Source organism: Hymenobacter jeongseonensis (assembly GCF_015694725.1).
Lineage (GTDB): Bacteria > Bacteroidota > Bacteroidia > Cytophagales > Hymenobacteraceae > Hymenobacter > Hymenobacter jeongseonensis.
Genome location: NZ_JADQDQ010000009.1, coordinates 199,261 through 219,260, shown reverse-complemented (window position 1 = coordinate 219,260; position 20,000 = coordinate 199,261). Strand labels below are relative to the sequence as shown.

Annotated in this window: 21 protein-coding genes; 8 read left to right on the top strand and 13 right to left on the bottom strand. The window is 57.7% G+C overall.

Annotation, left to right across the window (positions count from 1 at the left end; translation table 11 throughout):
• A partial coding sequence (locus tag I2I05_RS17420) for a DUF4136 domain-containing protein (protein ID WP_196283531.1) occupies window positions 1-659 on the bottom strand: 659 nt, incomplete at its 3' end.
• Window positions 660-886: 227 nt separating this feature from the next.
• Between I2I05_RS17420 and I2I05_RS17415 the strand changes: the two genes are divergently transcribed.
• Entirely contained in the window at window positions 887-1,198 is a 312-nt protein-coding gene (locus I2I05_RS17415; RefSeq protein WP_196283530.1) for a hypothetical protein, read from the top strand.
• Window positions 1,199-1,368: 170 nt separating this feature from the next.
• Here the strand turns inward: I2I05_RS17415 and gcvP are convergent, their stop codons facing one another.
• Complete coding sequence (gene gcvP, locus I2I05_RS17410; RefSeq protein WP_196283529.1) at window positions 1,369-4,287, bottom strand: aminomethyl-transferring glycine dehydrogenase; 2,919 nt, start codon at window positions 4,285-4,287, stop codon at window positions 1,369-1,371.
• Between the two features lie 213 nt (window positions 4,288-4,500).
• Between gcvP and I2I05_RS17405 the strand changes: the two genes are divergently transcribed.
• A complete protein-coding gene (locus tag I2I05_RS17405; protein WP_196283528.1) occupies window positions 4,501-5,724 on the top strand; it encodes an NAD(P)-dependent oxidoreductase in 1,224 nt (407 codons plus the stop codon).
• Window positions 5,725-5,817: 93 nt separating this feature from the next.
• Here the strand turns inward: I2I05_RS17405 and I2I05_RS17400 are convergent, their stop codons facing one another.
• The 3 genes from I2I05_RS17400 to I2I05_RS17390 form a co-directional block, all read right to left on the bottom strand.
• Window positions 5,818-6,648: a DUF1206 domain-containing protein gene (locus tag I2I05_RS17400; RefSeq protein ID WP_196283527.1), complete on the bottom strand. Its 831-nt coding sequence runs from the start codon at window positions 6,646-6,648 to the stop codon at window positions 5,818-5,820.
• 178 nt (window positions 6,649-6,826) lie between these two features.
• A complete protein-coding gene (locus I2I05_RS17395) occupies window positions 6,827-7,045 on the bottom strand; it encodes a CsbD family protein (protein WP_196283526.1) in 219 nt (72 codons plus the stop codon).
• Window positions 7,046-7,384: 339 nt separating this feature from the next.
• Entirely contained in the window at window positions 7,385-7,648 is a 264-nt protein-coding gene (locus I2I05_RS17390; RefSeq protein ID WP_196283525.1) for a hypothetical protein, read from the bottom strand.
• 235 nt (window positions 7,649-7,883) lie between these two features.
• Here I2I05_RS17390 and I2I05_RS17385 point away from each other — a divergent pair, with 235 nt between their 5' ends.
• Entirely contained in the window at window positions 7,884-9,455 is a 1,572-nt protein-coding gene (locus I2I05_RS17385) for a hypothetical protein (RefSeq protein ID WP_196283524.1), read from the top strand.
• A 66-nt stretch (window positions 9,456-9,521) separates the two neighbouring features.
• Here I2I05_RS17385 and I2I05_RS17380 read toward each other — a convergent pair whose 3' ends face one another.
• Window positions 9,522-9,902, bottom strand: a complete 381-nt coding sequence (locus I2I05_RS17380; protein ID WP_196283523.1) for a hypothetical protein — start codon at window positions 9,900-9,902, stop codon at window positions 9,522-9,524.
• Window positions 9,903-10,070: 168 nt separating this feature from the next.
• Here I2I05_RS17380 and I2I05_RS17375 point away from each other — a divergent pair, with 168 nt between their 5' ends.
• The 4 genes from I2I05_RS17375 to I2I05_RS17360 all read left to right on the top strand — a co-directional run bounded on the left by I2I05_RS17375 (window position 10,071) and on the right by I2I05_RS17360 (window position 13,415).
• Window positions 10,071-10,472 (top strand): hypothetical protein, encoded by a 402-nt coding sequence (locus I2I05_RS17375; RefSeq protein ID WP_196283522.1) that lies wholly within the window; start codon window positions 10,071-10,073, stop codon window positions 10,470-10,472.
• 120 nt (window positions 10,473-10,592) lie between these two features.
• A complete protein-coding gene (locus I2I05_RS17370; RefSeq protein ID WP_196283521.1) occupies window positions 10,593-11,603 on the top strand; it encodes a hypothetical protein in 1,011 nt (336 codons plus the stop codon).
• 107 nt (window positions 11,604-11,710) lie between these two features.
• A complete protein-coding gene (locus I2I05_RS17365; RefSeq protein WP_196283520.1) occupies window positions 11,711-12,718 on the top strand; it encodes a DUF3089 domain-containing protein in 1,008 nt (335 codons plus the stop codon).
• Between the two features lie 169 nt (window positions 12,719-12,887).
• The gene (locus tag I2I05_RS17360) at window positions 12,888-13,415 is read left to right on the top strand and encodes a DUF6624 domain-containing protein (protein WP_196283519.1); all 528 of its coding nucleotides are present in this window, start codon (window positions 12,888-12,890) and stop codon (window positions 13,413-13,415) included.
• A 39-nt stretch (window positions 13,416-13,454) separates the two neighbouring features.
• Here the strand turns inward: I2I05_RS17360 and I2I05_RS17355 are convergent, their stop codons facing one another.
• The 5 genes from I2I05_RS17355 to rplM all read right to left on the bottom strand — a co-directional run bounded on the left by I2I05_RS17355 (window position 13,455) and on the right by rplM (window position 16,437).
• Complete coding sequence (locus I2I05_RS17355) at window positions 13,455-13,760, bottom strand: hypothetical protein (protein WP_196283518.1); 306 nt, start codon at window positions 13,758-13,760, stop codon at window positions 13,455-13,457.
• A 77-nt stretch (window positions 13,761-13,837) separates the two neighbouring features.
• The gene (gene tsf / locus I2I05_RS17350; protein WP_196283517.1) at window positions 13,838-14,674 is read right to left on the bottom strand and encodes a translation elongation factor Ts; all 837 of its coding nucleotides are present in this window, start codon (window positions 14,672-14,674) and stop codon (window positions 13,838-13,840) included.
• Window positions 14,675-14,776: 102 nt separating this feature from the next.
• The gene (rpsB, locus tag I2I05_RS17345) at window positions 14,777-15,544 is read right to left on the bottom strand and encodes a 30S ribosomal protein S2 (protein WP_196283516.1); all 768 of its coding nucleotides are present in this window, start codon (window positions 15,542-15,544) and stop codon (window positions 14,777-14,779) included.
• An 18-nt stretch (window positions 15,545-15,562) separates the two neighbouring features.
• On the bottom strand, window positions 15,563-15,949 hold the full coding sequence (rpsI, locus tag I2I05_RS17340; RefSeq protein ID WP_035563789.1) for a 30S ribosomal protein S9: 387 nt from the start codon (window positions 15,947-15,949) through the stop codon (window positions 15,563-15,565).
• A 35-nt stretch (window positions 15,950-15,984) separates the two neighbouring features.
• Window positions 15,985-16,437 carry a 50S ribosomal protein L13 gene (gene rplM, locus I2I05_RS17335; RefSeq protein WP_092670442.1) on the bottom strand — a complete coding sequence of 151 codons (453 nt, stop codon included), beginning with the start codon at window positions 16,435-16,437 and terminating at the stop codon, window positions 15,985-15,987.
• A 213-nt stretch (window positions 16,438-16,650) separates the two neighbouring features.
• Here rplM and I2I05_RS17330 point away from each other — a divergent pair, with 213 nt between their 5' ends.
• Window positions 16,651-18,114, top strand: coding sequence for a hypothetical protein (locus I2I05_RS17330; protein WP_196283515.1), 1,464 nt, complete (start codon window positions 16,651-16,653; stop codon window positions 18,112-18,114).
• Between the two features lie 7 nt (window positions 18,115-18,121).
• On the opposite strand, the gene I2I05_RS17325 is transcribed toward I2I05_RS17330, so the two are convergent.
• On the bottom strand, window positions 18,122-18,835 hold the full coding sequence (locus I2I05_RS17325; RefSeq protein WP_196283514.1) for an RluA family pseudouridine synthase: 714 nt from the start codon (window positions 18,833-18,835) through the stop codon (window positions 18,122-18,124).
• A gap of 95 nt (window positions 18,836-18,930) precedes the next feature.
• The gene (locus I2I05_RS17320) at window positions 18,931-19,986 is read right to left on the bottom strand and encodes a sensor histidine kinase (RefSeq protein ID WP_196283513.1); all 1,056 of its coding nucleotides are present in this window, start codon (window positions 19,984-19,986) and stop codon (window positions 18,931-18,933) included.
• Window positions 19,987-20,000: the final 14 nt, after the last annotated feature.

Genomic DNA, 20,000 nt, shown 5'->3' with positions numbered 1-20,000 from the left:
AAAGCGGCCCGCTGGTGCGCAGCTCGTATCATGCTGAGCGCCACGTGAACGTGCCGGTCTAAAGCTATAGCGTTGTTTCCCTGGGGAGGGTAAGTGCCGAGAATGCCGTTGACAATGCGCAACGTTTCAGCCTCGTTGATAGAGTTTTGGTCCACTTGCGCTTGTCCAGTACCCCTCCATGCCAATTCTTTGCGTCTGGCATCGATAATGTCAATCACCACCGTGCCGGCTTTGTACTGAGTGATGGGTTGCATGCCGCGGCCGTAGTACCCGTATCCGTAACCATACGGATAGCCAAGACCATTATAGTAAGGCGAAACTTGCTGCTTGTCCTCTACGCGGGCACTGTAGGCCACATAAATATCGGGAGCGGTTGTGACTTCCGTCAGGCCTTTGCGGACCATCTCGGCCGAAACGGCTGCCCGCATGCGTTTGTCCAAAAAGGACTCGTAGCCTTTGGCGGGCCCGCCCTCGGTGTCAGTGGGCTGCTGCGGATACCACGCCCAGGTTTTAAACGCCAAAAAGTTAACCGAATGGTCAAAGTCGTTGGTCACGCCCACGCGGGAAGAAGTGGCGCAACCGCTGGTGCCCAGCAAGAGCGCAAGGCTCAAGGCGGCTAAGGCAGCGGGACGAGCCATAAAATGGGTCATTCGAATCATGGGATTTGAAAAAGACAGGTTAATTGAAGGGTCCAAAAGGCTGAATTTAGAGAGGAACAGCCGTTTTTGGGGAGATGCTATTATAACGATGAAACAAACCCCGGCGTTCCACTTTCTGCAGCCCCCAATTAGCTTCCGTTGCAGGCAATTTGGATGGTTTTAGTTTGGTATAAACAGATTTTGTCCTACCTTACCCCCGAATTTCCACTCATACCCACGCTTCGTCAATGAAAAGTACCGCCTTGTTGTTATTGGCTGTTACGGGCTTGCTGGCTGCCTGCTCTTCCACTCGCGACGAACGCATGCAAACCGCGGCCGGCAACAATACGCCCGTTGCCTATAATACTATCGTAAACTGCCCGGTATACGACGGCATGAAGAAATCCTCCTTGGTGCTTGCCCAAACCACCGCAGGCAACGAAGTGCAAGTAACGGATACCATCAACGCGTACTTTGTGCGGGTACGTCTGGATAAAGATGGCAAAACGCAGACTGGCTACATGGACCGGCGTTGCTTCGGCGAACGAGGAGCTAAGTAGCGTTCAACGCTGATTTGAAAAAGAGTTAAGGATGCAATTACTTCAGCTTTGCTTAGCTAGCTGATACCAACTTCCGAACACAAAAAGCCCCGTCTCTAACCTTGAGACGGGGCTTTTTGTGTTTAAATAGGCAGATAAGAGACGCTTATGTTTCGCTTATTCTTTCGGAACTAGTACGATGGGCCTTTATCAGCCTGTACCAATTCTTCTTCTTGGTCGGCGTACTGCTCGATTGGGGTACAGCTGCAAATCAGGTTGCGGTCGCCGTAGGCCGAGTCGATGCGGCTGACGGTGGGCCAGAACTTGGCGGCGCGCACGTACTCCATGGGGTACACGGCTTTTTCGCGGGAGTAGGGACGGGTCCACTCGTGCACCAGCACGGTAGCGGCGGTGTGGGGCGCGTGCTTCAGCACGTTGTCCTTGGCATCGGCTTTGCCCGACTCTACTTCTGCGATTTCCTTGCGGATGGAAATCATGGCATCGCAGAAACGGTCCAGCTCATCTTTGCTTTCGCTTTCGGTGGGCTCAATCATGAGCGTGCCGGCCACGGGGAAACTCACGGTAGGAGCATGGAAGCCATAGTCCATCAGGCGTTTGGCAATGTCTTCTACTTCAATGCCGGCCTTCTTGAAGTGGCGGCACTCCAGAATCATCTCGTGGGCGCAACGGCCGTGGCTGCCGGAGTACAGCACCGGGTAGTGCTCTTCCAGACGGGCCTTGATGTAGTTGGCATTGAGGATGGCAATTTGCGTGGCGCGGGTCAGGCCCTCGCCGCCCATCATCGAGATGTAGGCGTAGCTGATGGGCAGGATGCTGGCCGAGCCCCACGGCGCCGCCGAAACCGAGCCGTTGGTGCGGCCTTCTACGGCCACCACGGCGTGGCCGGGCAGGTAAGGAGCCAAGTCAGCTACTACGCCGATAGGGCCAACGCCGGGGCCACCGCCACCGTGAGGAATGCAGAAGGTCTTGTGGAGGTTGAGGTGGCAAACGTCGGCACCAATGTTGGCGGGCGAAGTCAGGCCGACCTGGGCATTCATGTTGGCGCCGTCCATGTACACGCGGCCGCCGTGGTTATGAATGGTCTCGCAGATGTCTACAATGGTTTCCTCGTACACGCCGTGCGTGCTGGGGTAGGTCACCATAAGGCAGGAGAGGCGGTCGGCGTACTTGGCGGCTTTTTCCTTGAGGTCGGCCACGTCGATGTTGCCGTCTTCGGTACTTTTCACCACCACTACTTCCATGCCGGCCATTACGGCCGAGGCGGGGTTGGTGCCGTGGGCCGAAGCCGGAATCAGGGACACATTGCGGTGGTGGTCGCCGCGGGCTTCGTGGTAGCCGCGGATGGCCAGCAGGCCGGCGTATTCGCCTTGCGCACCCGAGTTTGGCTGCAGGCTGACGGCGGCAAAACCGGTGATTTCACATAGCCAAGTTTGCAAGTCGGCGAAAATCTGCTGATACCCCTTGGTCTGGTCAAGCGGCGCGAAGGGGTGAAGCTGGCCGATTTCGGGCCAAGTCACCGGAATCATCTCGGCGGTGGCGTTCAGCTTCATGGTGCACGAGCCCAGCGGAATCATGCTGTGCGCGAGGCTGAGGTCCTTGTTTTCGAGCTGCTTCATGTAGCGCAACAGCTCGTGTTCGGCGTGGTGCGTGTTAAAGACGGGGTGGGTGAGGTAGTCGCTGGTGCGAACGAGGCTTTTGGGCCAGGTCAGTTCCAGCGACTCGGGCAGGCCCACTAGCTGGTCGGCTTCTTTGCCGAGGACTTTGCCGAAGACGTCCAGAATGTCGGCCACGTCGTGCAGCTCGGTGTTCTGGTTGAGCGAAATGCCCACGCGCACCTCGTCGAAGTAGCGGAAGTTGAGGCGGGCGGCTTCGGCTTCCTTGCGCAGCGACTGCTGCAACTCGGCGCTTTCGAGGCGCAGGTTCAGGGTGTCGAAGTAATTTTCGTTGGTTTGCTCCACGCCGAGCTTCTTCAGGCCGGCTTCCAGCGTTTGGGCCAGGCTGTGGGTGTTCACGGCAAACTGCTGGATGCGCTGCGGGCCGTGGTACACGGCGTACATACCGGCCAGCACGCTCAGTAGCACCTGCGCGGTGCAGATGTTGGAGGTGGCTTTCTCGCGGCGGATGTGCTGCTCGCGGGTTTGCAAAGCCATGCGGAATGCCTTGTTACCGGCCGCGTCGATGCTCTGGCCGATGAGGCGGCCGGGAATTACGCGCTTAAACTGGTCTTTGCAGGAGAAGAAACCGGCGTGCGGACCGCCGTAGCCCATCGGCACGCCAAAGCGCTGCGAGTTGCCCACGCACACATCGGCGCCGAGCTCGCCGGGCGAGGTGAGGAGCGTGAGGGCCAGCAAGTCAGCCGCCATCACCACAAACACGTTGTTGGCGCGGGCCTGACCGATGAATTCTTTGTAGTCGAACACCTCGCCGTCGGCGGCAGGGTATTGCACCATGGCGCCGAAGAAGCCTTCGGCGCTCAGGTCAATTTCGCGGTGGTCGCCTACCACCAACTCAATGCCGACCGGCGTGGCGCGGGTGCGCAGCAGGTCGATGGTTTGGGGCAATACTTGCTCGGAAACGAAATACTGGTTGGCGCCTTTTTTCTTGGTCTGGCTGTGCAGCATGTGCATGGCTTCGGCGGCGGCAGTGCCTTCATCCAGCAAGCTGGCGTTGGCAATTTCGAGGCCGGTGAGGTCAATTACCATCGTCTGGTAATTGATGAGGGCTTCGAGGCGGCCCTGGGCAATTTCGGCTTGGTAAGGCGTGTAGGCAGTGTACCAGCCCGGGTTTTCGAGGATGTTGCGCTGAATAACCGGCGGCAGCGTGGTGTCGTGGTAGCCCAGACCGATGTAGCTCTTGAACACCTGGTTCTGGCTGGCAATCTGCTTGAATTTCGCCAAAAAAGCCCGTTCGCTGAGGGCGGCGGGCAGGTCGAGCGGTTTTTTCAGGCGGATGGCGGGCGGCACGGTTTCGTCGATAAGCTGCTCGATGCTGCTCACGCCGATGGTGCGGAGCATGGCCGCCTGCTCGTCGGCGCCGGGCGCGTTGTGGCGGTCTTCAAAAACGTCGGCAGGCTGGGGTTTCAGCGTCATAAAGGCGAGAAATGGTGGGGTGGGAAACGGTTTTGATGCGGTGATTTTCAGTTTCAGAATCCTAAACAAAGGTAAGGGCCAAAAGGTCCGGCGGACTGCGGGCAAAACCGTAATTTTGGCGGACACCGCCGGTCGTCCTGCTCACAGGATGACACACGATGTGTAGAAGAGTAGACGACTCTTGCCCCTCACCCCACCCAGCCAATCCCACCCATGTCCCTCACCATCGGCCTCATTCGCGAAGGCAAGACGCCGCCCGACAAGCGCGTGCCCCTCACCCCCAAAAAGTGCGTGGAAGCCCAGTCCACTTTCGCCGACCTCCAGATGGTGGTGCAAAGCAGCCCCGTGCGCAGCTACTCCGACCAGGAATACCGGGACTTAGGGCTGGAAGTACGCGACGACATATCCGATTGCGACGTGCTCATGGGCGTGAAAGAAGTGCCAGTGCAGCAGCTTATTCCCAATAAAACCTACCTGTTTTTCTCGCACACCGTGAAAAAGCAGCCCGCCAACCGCAACCTGCTGCGGGAAGTGCTGAAGAAAAACATCACCCTGATTGATTACGAACTGCTGACCAACGCCCGGGGCGAGCGCATCGTGGCCTTTGGTCGCTACGCCGGCATTGTGGGCGCCTACAACGGCTTGCTCACGTACGGGCGCAAACACCAGCTGTTTTCCTTGAAGCCCGCCCACGAGTGCGTGGATATGGACGACATGCAGGAGGAGTTTTTCAAAGTGAAGAAACTGCCGGCCATCAAAATGGCGGTTACCGGCTCGGGCCGGGTGGCGCAGGGCGCCTTGGAAGTGCTCGACCGCATGGGCATCCGCCGCGTCAGCGTGTACGACTATTTGTACCTCACCTTCAATGAGCCGGTGTACACCCAATTGCGCAGCTCCGACTACAACCGCCGCCGCGATGGCCGGGTGTGGGACACGACCGATTTTCATGCCAACCCGCAGGAATACGAGTCTACGTTCGGCCTGTTTCTGCCCGTGACGGACCTGCTCATTGCCTGTGCGTACTGGCATCCGGCGGCCCCCAAGCTCTTCGAAGAAGCCGACACGCAACGCCCAAACTTCCGCATCAACACCATTGCCGACGTGACCTGCGACGTGAACGGTTCCATTCCCACTACCAAGCGCGCCAGTACCATTGCCGACCCGGCATTTGACTACAATCCCCAAACCGGGGAGTTGGAGGCGGCTTACGCCCGTCCCACAAACATCACGGTGATGGCTGTGGACAACCTGCCCTGCGAGCTGCCGCGCAACGCCAGCCGTGATTTCGGCCGGCAGCTCATCGACAACGTGCTGCCTCATTTAGTGGGCCACGACGACGAGGGCGTAATTGCCCGCGCCACCATCACCAAAAACGGCCAACTAACGCCGCGCTACCAATACCTGGCCGACTACGTAGCGGATGCGGTTGAATTATAGTCCCGAATCGCAGCGCCGAAACCAGATTTGATTAACAAACCGTGGGCAGGGTTGCGGGTGCTATTCGCGCCGGTGGTGGCTTCCTGCGCAGGCTTATAGCCCGCGCAGCACCGGGTACTTGGCTTGCACCAGCATAAACAGGCCGTAGGCAACCAGCCCGGCGGCTACCACGCCCAGCACGGCCGGCCCCATGGCGGCCAAAAAGTCGAAAGCCTCGTCGGTGCCGCCCACAGCCGAGGCGCGCGACTGCTGCCCGGCTTTCAGCAAGAAATAACCCAGAATGGCCAATACCACGCCCCGCGCGGTGAATCCTACTTGGCCGGCGCGGTACACCAGCTGCTGCTGCCCAGCCGAAAGGCCACTGGCGTTCACGTCTTTCTGGAATTTGCCGGAATACGCCCGGTACATCTGATAAATAGCGATGCCGATAACCACCACGCCGGCCAGCATGATGAGCCATTCGCCGCCGGGCCAACCCAGCACGGTCGCGGTAAGGGTCTTCGAGGTGTTGCCGCCTTTTTCGGCGCTTCCGTTGAGGGCGAGGCGGGCCGCGTATAAGGCCAGGCCGCTATATACCAAGCCACTGGCCGCGTACCAAATGCGCGTGCCGATTCCTTTGGCATCAGCACCCTTGCTTTCGGTATCGATAATGGCCTGGGTGAAACGCCACACGATGTAGCCCAGCAAGCCCAGGGCAATGAGGCCCAGCAACACGTTGCCGGCGGGCAGGTCCTGCAGCCGCTGCACGGCTTCTTCCCGGTCGGCGCGCTCGCCGCGACCCAGGCCCGTCACGGCCATCAGCGCCAACACGCCCATCAGCACATACACCACTCCGATGGCGGCAAAGCCCAGGCGGGCCAGTGTCTTTATGCCCGACGATGGCGAGCCGGGAACGGCAGAAAGCAAAGTATCGGAAGCGGACATGGAAATCGGGCGAAAGGTGAAACCGGGATTTTATTACGCACTTCCCTCGGACAAAGGTTGAGATTGGGGGCGCAGTTAACCAAAAAAGGCCCTTTCTGTCTCCAGAAAGGGCCTTTTTTTAATGAGTCAACCGCGTGTGGATTGGAAGGCGGGCTGCCTCATTGGCAAATGCAACGGGCTAGAAGGTTCGGTTGAACCAGTTCTTGATGTCTTCCACGGCGTGGCCGGTTTTTTCTTGCAAGCGGCCGTACCACTCGTCCTGTTTGCCGTCCTCGTAGTCCAGGTCGTCGTCGGTGAGGTTGCCCCACTTCTGCTTGGCTTCGCCTTTAACTTGATTCCAATTGCCGCGGGCTTTCAGCTCGCTTTGGTCGTCGATGTTATTGTTGTTGAGGTCCATCGTGTGAAAGAAAAAGGGGTGAAGGAAATGTGGATGGGAAGGAGGAATTTCTGGGGTTTTTACGCCGCGCCTTTCCATAAAGTTGAGCTTGTGGCCACAATGCCGGAATCTTGTTAGTGACTGTATTTAATTATAATTACTTAGTATATATTATTTTAAATAATTAATAAACGTTGTTAGAATGTTTTTTAGCAGTTGAAAGGCAGCGCATCAATCGTTTTTCTCCTTTTGCCGCAACCATTCCTGCGTTGTGCCAAGGGGGGCTCTATTCAAGGCAAATGCTGACAACAAAAAGCCCCGCTACGATGGTAGCAGGGCTCTCAACTAGAACGGATGGAGTTAGTCCTTCTTGTCAGGAATCTCTTCCACCACCTTATCGGCGGGCTGGTTGCGGACCACGGCGGTATCGCCGGGCTCGCGGGCAATGTCTTCTTTGGCATTGTCTACGGCGTTATCCATAGCGTTGGTGGTGTTTTCGGCGGCGTTGTCGGCGGCGTTTTCCACGGTATCAGCGGTGTTTTCAGCCTTCTTTTCCGAGCAGGAAGTAGTGGCAAAGGCACCAAAGGCCGCGACGAGGAAAAGGGTTTTGGGGGAAAATTTCATGAGTTTGGAAAGAAAGAGGTGATGAAAATTCATCATTAAACGAAGGAAACTGCAACGGGTAATCGGCTTTTACCCTGTAAGTAAGCGTTAGGTTTCGCGCCCAGCCCCAGCGCCAAGGCGGGAATGCACTGCGGAAGCAATGTTGCTACCGCTGCGGAAGCCCTGAGCAAGTGGCAGATAACCGTGGCTGCGCTCTTCCTCAAAACAGCCGGCCGTCGCATCGTAATTTGCTGCCATGGACGACCTGCGCACGACGCTTTTAACGCTTGGCCCCGACGAGCGCCGCGACTTTGGCGTATTCATTCAGCGCCAGCGGCGCAAGACGGCGGGCCGGCAAGATTCGCGGCTGTACGAACTGCTGGTGCAAGCCAAAGCGCTCAGCAGCCCCCAGCTCATTGCCAAGCTCTACCCCGACGAGCCCAACCCGGTGGCTTACTACGCACTCCGCAAGCGCCTGCTGCGCCACCTCACCGATTTCCTGCTCCTCCGCCAGCGGCAACTCGATACTACGGCCGCTGCCTCGGTGCGCGGGCAACTTACCCTGGCCCAGTACCTGTTTGAGGCCGGCATTCCGCGCCTGGCGTGGAGCACGCTGCGCAAAGCCGAAAAGCTGGCCCACGACAACGAGCAGTACGAGCCGCTGAATGCCGTGTACAACCTGCAAATTCAGTACGCCAATTCGCCGCACGCCGAGCCGCTGGCCGAAATAATTGCCCGCCGCCACGTCAATAAAAAAGCCGCCGACGAAGAGGAGCGCGCCAACATTGCCGATAGTCTACTGCGCCAGCGCTTGGGCGAAGCCCGGAAGCGAGGCCGTGCCGGTGCGCCGCTCGACACCCTCATGCACGACATTTTGGTGGAGTACGACTTGCAGGAAGCCTTTGCCCGTTCGCCGTCGCTGCTGTGCCGGCTCATGTCCATTGCCCGCAGTGCCATGCTCGTGCGCCGGGACTTTGCCTCGTTTGCCGTGTTCATTGAGCGTTGCTATCGGCTCATGGAGCGACGCCACGGCTTTGCGCCCGCCCAGCGCAACTACCAACTGCGGCTGCTCTACATGCTGGCCCACGCCTTGTACCGGTCGCGGCATTTTGCCCAGTCGGTGGCCTATCTGGAGCAAGGACGGGCACTGCTGCAAGGCGCGACCAACCGCAAATTCGCGGAGTTCGGGCCGCGCTTCACTTTTCTGCTGGCGGCCAATCTGGCGTTTCTTCGCCGCAATTCCGAGAGTATTGCCCTATTGGAGCAGGAGCTTGCGGCCACGCCGGCCCTGCCGATGATGGAGGAACTCACCGCCCGCCTCCAGTTGGTCTTCCATTACTTTGCCGAAGGGAATTTTGGCAAGGCCAATTACACCATGCTTCGGCTGGGCCGCACCGACCACTGGCTAGAAGAGCACCTGGGCCTGGAGTGGCTGCTGAAAAAAAACATGGGCGAGATGCTCATCCAACTGGAATTGGGTCACGAAGACATTGCCCTCGGGCGCATCAAGGCCATCGAGCGCCGGTTGGTGGAGCAGTTTCCGGGTAGGCTCGCCGGCGAGGACGTGCTCGATACGGCGGTGGCACAAACCGCGCTGGCTGGCGGGCCCTATCACTTTGTGCTCAACTACTTGGGTTTGGTGCGCGACCTCATCCACGACCCTGCGCTGGCCCAGCGGCCGGCTTTTGCCGAGCGGGTAGCCGAGTTTCCGGCCTTCCTGCCCTCGGAGCGCGAAGATTTGCAGGCCATGAGTTTCTATTCCTGGCTGCGCGCGCGCCTGCTCGGCCGGCCCTACTACGATGTGTTGCTGGAAGTAGCCGAACTCTAAGAACATTAAAAAAAGCCCGCACGCATCATGCGTACGGGCTTTTTCAATGCTACTACGGCTTGTGGCTTATTCCCGGTTCGCGTCTTTGACGTTCTCTTTGGTTTGGGTGGCGGAGCGTTCGGCGGCCCTGCCCATGGCCTTCATTTTCGATTCGAGCTTTTCGCCGGCGGCTTCCATTTTGTCGCCGGCTGCGTTCACCTTTGCTTCAAACTTTTCGCCGGCGGCTTCCATTTTAGCACTGGCTTTTTCGGCCGCGGCATCCATTTTGTCTTCGGCCCGGTCGAGGCCAGCTTCGGCGCGGTCGCCCATCGAATCGGCGGCTATTTCGGCATCGTTTGCCGTCTTTTCGGTGTTGGCTTCGGCGTTGCGCTGCTCGGTTTCGGTACAAGCGGTGGCACTCAGGGCCACGGCTACGGCAACAAATAAGGTTTTCAAAGACGTTTTCATGGCGAAAAGGAAATGAGATGAATAGATGCCAATTAATAAAAATCGGGCCCGAAAGGTAACCCGGGAGTATGCCAATGGGTGAGTTCGCGGTGGTTTGATAGTGGGTAAGCTAACTTTTTATTCTCCACGCTAGTATAGTTCTCTTGTAACTTCTTACTCCCATTTCCCATGGATTCCACCGCCGCCACTCCGCAACCGACCGTCCCGCACGAAGTGCCCATGGCCGTGACCGACCAGCAAAATACCGCCTTGCTCGACGATACGCTGACGTTTCTCTCCGCCAGTACCCCCACCAATTCCGGTCCGCAGGGCCGCGTTGAGGTTGAGCGCTGGGAAGCCGTTCTGGCTTCTTCCGACCGGGCGGGCCTGGCCAAAATCAAGCAGGGCCTCCACCAGCTCAACGAGCTACTGAGCGATGCCAAAAGCCCCGCCCACGACATCGCCGAAGTATTGGCTACCCTGGGCGCCGAAACCGCCAAGGTAGCCGAGGATGCCGGCGGGGATTACAGCGCCCCGCTCACCAACCTGAGCAAGCTGCTCATCCGAGCTGGGTCGTCGCTCTCGCGATAAATCCCGTCCGGCTGGGTTCGCTAACCGCCGTAGCGCGAACTTTGTGGTTCGCATCGTCTGTCCGTTTGGCTTGTTCCACGGGCGCGGCGGTGCGGGCCACCAAGTTCGCTTTCTTGTTTTATGCCCCAGCTCACCCCCGCCGACCTCATTCCCTACGACCCGTTCGATGGCATGCGGTTTGGCCCCACTACTTGTTTTCTCAGCGGCCAGCCCGTCGGGCCTGATGACACCGTCCCCGTTTTTGCGGAGTGGCTCCAGGCCCGCTACCACTTGGCCGAGCGCCCCATTCAGCTTCTCGACCAACGCACCGTTCAGTTCCGCGATTTGCGTCTGCCCGCCAGCCCCGCCGTGCGCCAGCGCATCACGGAACTTGAGAGCAGGGTAGAGGCCGCTGCGGTCCAAGGCCCCGCCGCCCTGCGTGCCCTCGGCGACGATGCGTTGTTTCTGTGGATGGGCAAAATGTTCTACGGCATCTTCATCACGGAACTGCTGAATGAGTTCGAGCCGCTGATAAAGCCCAAGTATCCTTTGGCCGAGAATGCGGCGTTGGTGCGCCGCTTTCAGGCGTTTTTTCAGCTTTTGCAGGGCTTGCGCGTGCCCACTGAGTACGCCGATTTCGTGCCTGGCTCCGTTTTCGTGCTAGAGGCCGATGCGGCTGAGGACGTTACGCCGTTCGAATACGACGACGACCTGAATACCCTCGTTTTCAGCATAAAACTCGATAAAACCGTGCTGGTGGCCTGTTTGGTTGATATCGGCCTCATTGGCCAAGCCATGGGCAAAGTGTACCAAGATGCTCAGCGCCCGCTACACCCTGTGCAGGTTGCCGAGTTCAAAGCCCGCGTGTACTATGCTGCGCACCTCCTCCACGTCGTGCCCGATATCTACCCGCGCACCCCGCGTGCCGGTGATACCCAACTGGTGTTCGACGCCCTCATCGACGACGTGACCGGCGCCATTTTCAACCCCTGGGAGAATTCGGCTTACACCCAGACGCTGGCCGAAATGTGGCAGCGCTGGAACATTTCCCTGGCAGATGTCGTCGCCAAACCCGCCGAGCCCATGAGCCTGTTGTATGACGAAACCGGCCAACCACGCGTGATTCAGCACTGGCCCACACCAATTATTTAATTCAGTACCAAATAAAACCCGTCATGCTCCGACCTGCTCAGCATGACGGACTACACAATATTGTTCCTGTGTTAAAACCCTGGTTACGCTACCTCTGCTTATCGCTGTTGCTGATATCACTGAACTCCTGTCTCAAGCTCCTCAAGCCGCGCCACGACTTCGTGGCCTACACTCCCACAACCGGCCCCGACTATGCGCAAGACAGCTTGTGGGCTGCTCTGCCAACCCGCCGCGACTCTGCCGATGTAGTTCCCGAAAACTCCGGGTTGCGCGATGAGCAGGCGACTGCTGCTGCCGATGTTTTTTTTATCCACCCCACCACCTACTACTGGCGCAAAGCCTGGAACGCCGACCTAAGCCGCGAAAAGCTCAACCGCTTCACCGACAAAAGCACCATTCGCCACCAAGCCACGGCCTTCAACGCCGCCGGCCGTATTTACGCCCCGCGCTACCGCCAAGCCACGCTCTATTCTTTTTTCGACGAGCAAACCCCCAACGGCCAAGAAGCCCTCAATCTCGCTTATGCCGACGTGAAATCGGCCTTCCAATACTACCTCGCCCATTACAATCAGGGCCGCCCCATCATCATTGCCGGCCACAGCCAGGGCACTGCGCATGCCACCCGTCTGCTTCATGAATTCTTCGAAAACGACCCGAAAATGCGCCGCAGACTCGTGACTGCCTACCTCATCGGCTTCAAAGTGAAGCCCGGCGAGTACCAAACCATCCGTCCCTGCCCCGATTCCCTTGCTACCGGTTGCTTCATCAGTTACAATGCCGTGGCTACCGGCAACGATTTTCCTCCCTTTCATCCCTTCGCCGTTACCAACCCCCTCACTTGGACGCTGGATACCCTGCTAGCCCCCGCTACCCTTAATCGCGGCGGCGTCAGTCAGGATTTCAAGCGCATCGACCCGCAGGTGACGGATGCTAAAATCCACCAAGGCCTGCTTTGGATAACACCGCCCAAGCCCAGCGGCTACCCACGCTTCTTGCTTCCCGGCCGCCCCGAACTGCGCCATTCCTTTCACATCGCCGACTACGCGCTATTCTACCTGAACATTCGCGAGAACGCCAATTCACGGGTACGGGCGTGGCAAAAAAATAATCAATGAGCTGGCCATACGCGAAGGCAACAACTTCAGCGTTGACCTTGAAAAGCTACACCACACGTTCCTAATTAGCATGAAGCACCTTCTTCTCCTCCTGTTGGCAACAACTTGTTTGGCTTTGCCTGCCTGGGCCCAAACGCAGCCCGTGCTCTACCCCGCGCTCAGCAAAACGTTGGACAGCCTGGCTTACGTAGACCAATGGCCGATGCAGCAAATATTCGGCGGTCAAAAAGTAGACAGTTTGGGAAATAGCCTAATTGATATGGAGAAGACGAATTTTGCGCGTCACCAGCCCGTGCTGGAAAAAATAGTAAAGCTATACGGCTACCCCGGGTTTAAGCAGGTGGGAGAAAAAAACTCGAATAATTTTTGGCTGCTCGTGCAGCACGCGGATGCTCACCTGGATTTTCAGCGTCAGGTGCTAACCCTGATGTTGGCAGAGGTAAAACGCAAAAACGCCAGCCCAATCAATTACGCCTACCTCACCGACCGCATAGCCATACATACGGGCAAGCCGGAAGAATACGGCACGCAGGTGAAATACGAAGGGCCCGGCCTAGGCAAAGCCGTTCCGGTTTCTTTACGCGGCCCTAAAAACGTAAACAAGCGCCGGGCGGCTATTGGCATGGAAACGTTGGAGGGCTACTTGAAAATGATGACCGACACGCACATCCAAATGAATTCGCCACAAAGCAACTAGACACAAAAAGGCCCGCTAGCACAATGCCAGCGGGCCTTTTTATTGTGAGTCAGTCAAAGCCATTTCAAACACCTTCTTGAAATGTAGTACGCTCAATTGTGGATTTGCCTGACTAAAGCTCTCTATACCTTGCCAGAATGTTGCTTCATCGAATGCAATGAAGTCGTCAGCCGCTGCTAGAGCAAAATTATGAAGCAGATAGGCCACTGCACCAGCATAATTGACTTGATTACGACACTGTTCGTCAGTGAAATACGCAGAGCTGTCTGGAGTAGGAGCTGTGCGAATGTCAAGTAGGAATTGATAAAGCAAGTAACGGTATGCCCGTTTTCTATGATGTTCCATGAACAATTGTTGTATCAAAGAAAAAGGCCCGCTAGCACAATGCCAGCGGGCCTTTTTTATTCAACTATAAGCCGCAATTAAGCGCCGATAGCTACACGCTTGAAGTCCGAAACCGTCATGCCTTTCGACTTGCTGTCGAGCAGCTGGGCGATGGTCATCGAGTTGTCTTTCACGAACTCCTGGTTCAGCAGGGTATTCTCCTTATAGAATTTGTTGAGCTTGCCTTGAGCAATTTTCTCCAGCATTGCCTCGGGCTTGCCTTCGGTGCGGGCCTGCTCTTTGCCTACTTCGATTTCACGCTCCACCGTAGCCGAATCCACACCGTCTTTGTCAACGGCAACGGGCTTCATGGCTACAATTTGCATGGCTACGTCGCGGCCTACGGCAGCAGCGTCAGCCGAACCAACATTCTTCAGGCCCACAAGTACGGCCTTCTTGTTGTCGGAGTGGATGTACGAAGCCACTTTCTCAGCGGTCAGCGTCGCGTAAGTTACTTCCAGCTTCTCGCCGATTTTGCCCATCAAGTCGGTCACGTGCTCCTGCACGGTCAGGCCGTCCGAAGCCTTGGCAGCGAGGATATCCTCCTTCGTGCCTGCATCGATGCGGATAGCGGTGTCCAGAATTTGCTGGGCCAGCTCGCGGAAGTTAGCCACTTTGGCTACCGATTCGGTTTCGCAAGCCAACGCCACCAGTTTGCCTTGGGTGCCGTCTTCGCTCACGTTCACCAACACGAGGCCTTCCGAGGTTTCGTTCTCGGCGCGCTTGTCAGCGATTTTCTGGCCGTGCTTGCGGAGAATGTCGCGAGCGGCTTCGAAGTCGCCGTCGGCTTCCACCAGGGCTTTTTTGCAATCCATCATGCCGGCACCGGTCATGGTGCGGAGCTTGTTTACGTCTGCGGCGGTAATAGCGGCCATTAGATGTGTTTTTTGTTGGGTTGGAATTCAGGTAAATAAAAAAGGGAACCTCCGGAGCCTAGCTACTCGAAGGTTCCCTTTTTTCAAAGAGCGATGAAGGGACTATTCTTCGTCAGCAGCCGTTTTTTCAGCAATGGCAGCCTCGTCGGCTTCCTTGCGGTCGGCGTCTTCTTTGTCAACTTTGCGCTCCGACAGGCCGTCTTCGATGGCCTTACCGATTACGCTCACGATGAGCTGAATCGACTTCGAGGCATCGTCGTTGGCAGGAATCGGGAACTGTACCAATTCGGGGTTCGAGTTGGTGTCGCAGATAGCAAACACCGGGATACCCAATTTGTGGGCTTCCTTCACGGCGATGTGCTCACGCTTCACGTCCACTACGAACAGAGCAGCGGGCAGACGGCCGAGGTCGGCGATGCCACCGAGTACGCGGTCCAGCTTGGCGCGCTCACGCGACATCATCAGCTTCTCGCGCTTGGCGAGAGCGGCGTAGGCCGTGTTCTCTTTCACCATCTTGTCGATGGTGGCCATCTTCTTCAGGCTCTTGCGAACCGTAGCGAAGTTGGTGAGCATGCCGCCCAACCACCGGTCGGTCACGAAAGGCATCTTCAACCGCTCGGCTTCGGTGGTCACAATTTCTTGTGCCTGCTTCTTGGTAGCCACGAACATCACCTTGCGGCCGCTCTTCGCAATGTTGCGAATAGCAGTGGCGGCGTAGTCGAGCGAAACCAGCGTTTTGTTGAGGTCAATAATATGGATGCCGTTCTTCTCCATGAAGATGTACGGCGCCATTTTGGGGTCCCACTTGCGGGTGAGGTGACCAAAATGGGCACCTGCGTCGAGCAGGTCCTTATAAGTCGTCTGAGCCATGATATATTTCCTCCTGGTTTAGCGTTTCGAGAACTGGAACGAGCGACGAGCTTTGCGCTTGCCGAATTTCTTGCGTTCCACCATGCGCGGGTCACGGGTCAGGAAGCCTTCTTTCTTCAGAGCAGGACGAGTCTCCTCGTTGTCGCTCACGAGCGCCTTGGTGATTGCGAGACGGATAGCCTCGGCCTGCGCCGAAATGCCGCCGCCTTTCACGTTCACCTTGATGTCGTACTGGCCGACTTGCTCAAGAATTGCCAGGGGTTGGTTCACAACGTTTTCCAGCAACTCGTTGCTGAAATACGCCTTCATGTCCCGGTCATTGATAGTGATATTCCCTTGCCCGGCCTGCATGTAAATGCGGGCCACCGAGGTTTTTCTTCTACCAGAGGTGTTGGTAATTGCCATTAGTGGAAAAATTAAAGAACGTAAGCCGTCGTGGCTTACAGGTTTTTGAGTTCGATAGCAACGGGCTGCTGCGCCTCGTGTGGGTGCTCGGTGCCGGCGTACACGTACAGGTTGCGGTACTGTGCCGAACCCAACTTGTTGCCCTGCAGCATGCCTTTAACAGCGTGCTCGATAACACGACGCGAATCGCGGTCCATCTGCTCACGCACGGTGCGACGCTTCTGGCCACCGGGGTAGCCCGAGTGCGTGATGTAGACCTTCTCGGTCATTTTCTTGCCCGTTACGCGCAGCTTGTCGGCATTGAGAACGATGACGTTGTCGCCGCAGTCCGAGTTGGGGGTAAACGAAGGCTTGTGCTTGCCACGCAGAATGTTGGCAATCTGCGAGCAAACGCGGCCCAGCGGGGCTACGCTGGCGTCTACGATAACCCAGCTCTTCTGGGCGTTGGCCTTATTGACGTGGGTCGTCTTGAAGCTCAGGTGGTCCATGAGTCGAAAAAAAGGTATGCTAAACTATTGAATAAGAGTTCGAAGCCCCTACGGCTTCGGGAAAAACGGACACAAAGGTACTGATTTATCGGGAAATAGCCAAGCGTGGCTGAGTAGTTTTTCCAAAGCGCTTCCCAACGCGGGCTGTTGCGGAAACGGCTTAACCAGCGCCCAGTGAGCAGAAGCGTACTTTTGAAGCTTATTATTGCCTTTATGACACTAGCTGCCGTCCACTCAGATTCTGCTGCTACCGACCGGCGCGCCTGGCTGCTGCTGGCCGGTTTGCTGCTACTATCCATCACGGTGGCCTTCGTTACCACGAATACATATGATTCTGGCGACAGCATCAAACACTACCTGTTTGCGCGGCACGCGCCGCAACATCCCCTGAATTACTTGGATTCGTGGGCCAAGCCGTTGTTCACCCTCTTGGCTTCGGGGCCGGCGCAACTTGGCTTTATTGGGATGAAGCTGTTCCAGTGCGGCGTGGTGGCGCTCTCGGCTTGGTGCGCTTTTGTGGTGGCGCGGGCCCTGCGGCTGCCCGCGCCGGAGTTGGCGCTGCTGTTTGCCTACGCGGCGCCCGACTATTTTCTCATCCAATTCTCTGGACTTACGGAGCCTTTGTTCGGGTTGGTGTTGGTGGGGTCGGTGGCGCTGGCCGTAACGAACCGTCCGGGTTGGTCGGCCGCGCTTATTTCCTGGTTGCCCTTTGTCCGTTCCGAGGGATTTGTGCTGATTGGGTTGTGGGTGCTGTATTTGGCGTGGCGGCGGCAGTGGCGCTTTTTGCCGCTGCTGATGGTGGGCTACGTGGTATTCAGCGGGATTGGGGCCGTGGTCATGGGCGAGTTGGATTGGGTATTCAGCCGCAATCCATATGCCACGATATCCGTTTACGGCCACGGTGACTGGGACCATTTCATATTCAGCCTGCCCGGGTTACTGGGCTGGGTGCTGCTGCTATTGGCTCTAATAGGAGGCGTACGCATGTTGCGCGACTGCCTACGGTCGGAGCGTCGCCAGCGCCCCTTTTTTAGCGCGGAATTACTCCTGGTTTACGGCAGCATCACCGTTTTCATTGCCGCGCACACTGTTTTCTGGGCACTGGGCCTGTTCAATTCCTTTGGCCTGACGCGCGTGCTCACCGTGACTACGCCGCTTTTTGCCGTGGTGGCCCTCAATGGACTGGACTGGCTAACGCAATTGGCGCCGTTGCCCACAGCGCAACGCCGGATTCAAATAGGCGTGGTTGCGGCCGTGGTACTCTTCCCGTTCTTAGGCACCCGCCAAGGGTTCCGCTGGCAGCGCGATTTTACCCGGCCGCCCGACCAGGAAGTGGCGGAAAATGCCGCCGCGTGGATACGCAAAACCTATGGCCAGGGCGCGCGCCCACTCGCTTATGATTTTCCTTATGTAGCCTTGGCTACGCAGAACAATTTCTTTGACTCTCAAGCGCACCCGGCCCTGAGCGTGAACAATGTCAGCCAAGCGGAGTCGCTGCCCGTGGGCACGCTGGTGCTGTGGGACGATTGGTTTGCCCGCACCGAAGGCCACGTTTCCTTGTCCCAACTCCGCTCAGATGCGCGTTTCCGGGAGCGGTGGGCCGATGCCCGACCTCGCAACCGCACGCATCCCGAGCGCGACACCACCCGCATCATCGTGTTCGAGCGCGTGCAATAAAAGCGGCTTACTGATTTTGGCGCAACGCCTCCACCAATACCCGAAAGTCCTTGGGATAAGGCGCTTCCACGGAGATTTCCTCGCCGTTCAGGCCGGAAAATTGGAGCCGCATGGCGTGCAAGGCGAAGCGCTTGATAAACGGTTGCTCTTCCTCGCCCTGCTTCAGGTTGAATTTCTTCTTCAGCGAAGAGAGAAAAAAATCTTCCCCGCCATACAGCGTATCGCCCACAATGGGCGCCTGCAAGTACATGAGGTGCAGGCGAATCTGGTGCATGCGGCCGGTGACGGGCTCGCAGAGGATGAGCGAGTGGCGGGTGAAGTTTTCGAGGGTGGTGAAGTGCGTTTCGGCGGGCTTGCCTTTGTAAGCGAGCCGGGCCTTGCCGCGCGTGGTGTTTTCGATGCTGCGCTCCACAATTTCGTCAGTGAACTGCGGTGTGCCCCACACCACGGCGTGGTACTGCTTTTTTACCTCGCGGTTCTCAAACTGCATGGCAAGGTGGCGGTAAGCCTCCGGGTTTTTGGCGAAGGCCAGCGCACCGCTGGTCTCGCGGTCGAGGCGGTGAGCGGCCTGGATATCGTCGTAGTTCTGGCGGGCTAGGCGCAGCATGTTGGGCGCGCCGCCCACCCGCTCGTCGAGCGTAGCCAGAAACGGGGGCTTGTTGACGACGAGGTAATCGTCGTTTTCGAAAATAATGAGGTCGGAGAAATCAGGAAGCTTCATAAGAGGCCCCAAAGGTAGCCGGTACGTGATTGGGGCGGGGAGTGAAAGGGTAAGCACTTCTACACAACCCCCCTCTGATGAAGAGCGGCTGGTGGCTACCCCGCGCCTTTGGGCTTGCTTAGCTTGAATTCGAGCGTGGTGCCCTCGCCGATGGTGCTCTTCACGCGTATGCTGGACTTGTGCGCTTCCACGATGTGCTTGCTGATGGCGAGCCCGAGGCCCGAGCCGCCGGAGTCGCGCGAGCGGCTTTTGTCGATGCGGTAGAACCGTTCGAAAATGCGCGCCTGGTGTTCGGGCGCAATGCCGGCCCCGTCGTCGCGCACGGCAACGCGCACCGAGCGGCCGCTCTCGGTTAAGGCCACCACCACGCGGCCGTGGTCGCGGCCGTATTTAATGGCGTTATCAATCAAGTTCACCAAAACCTGGCGAATGCGGTTGCGGTCGGCCACCACCGGAATTTCGGTTTCGGCCAGGGCAGGCGGAAACAATTCGAGAGCGGTGCCGCGGCGGGCGGCCTGCTGTTCCAGCAGCTCAAAGATTTCGCGCACCAGCGCCACCAGGTCGAACCGCTGACGCCGCATGCGCACCACGCCCTTTTCGAGCTGGGCAATGGTAATCAAGTCCTGCACCAGCGCATCCAAGGTGTCGAGGCTGGTGGCGGCTTTGCGGAGGAATTTGCGGCGGGTGGCGGGGTCAATGTCGTCGGCCTCATCGTCGAGAATGGTATGCACAAAGCCCTGGGCGGCAAAGAGCGGCGTTTTGAGTTCGTGCGAAACGTCGGCCAGGAACTCGCGCCGCAGGGCTTGCAGCCGCATCAGCTCGTCCAGCTCCTGCTGGCGGCGCTCGGCCATGAGCAGAATTTCGTCGCGCACGCGCTTCACCGGCTCCGGCCGAAACAGGAATTTATTGCTCAGGTGCTTGAATTCCTTGCGCTTGATGTGCTCAAGACCGGCGTAAATGCCGTTGATTTCGCGGAAAATCAACGCTTCAAACGACAAGTATACCAACAGGAAGCACGCCGCTACCGTGATGCCCGCCGCCAAAAAAGCCTCCCGAAAGGCCAGCGTGGGGCCGAAGTGGGCGTAGGTGGTGAGCACACCCGCCACCAGCAGCGAAATGAGAATGGCAATGGTGCGGGAAGAAAGGTTCATGTTTTAGCAAGCTG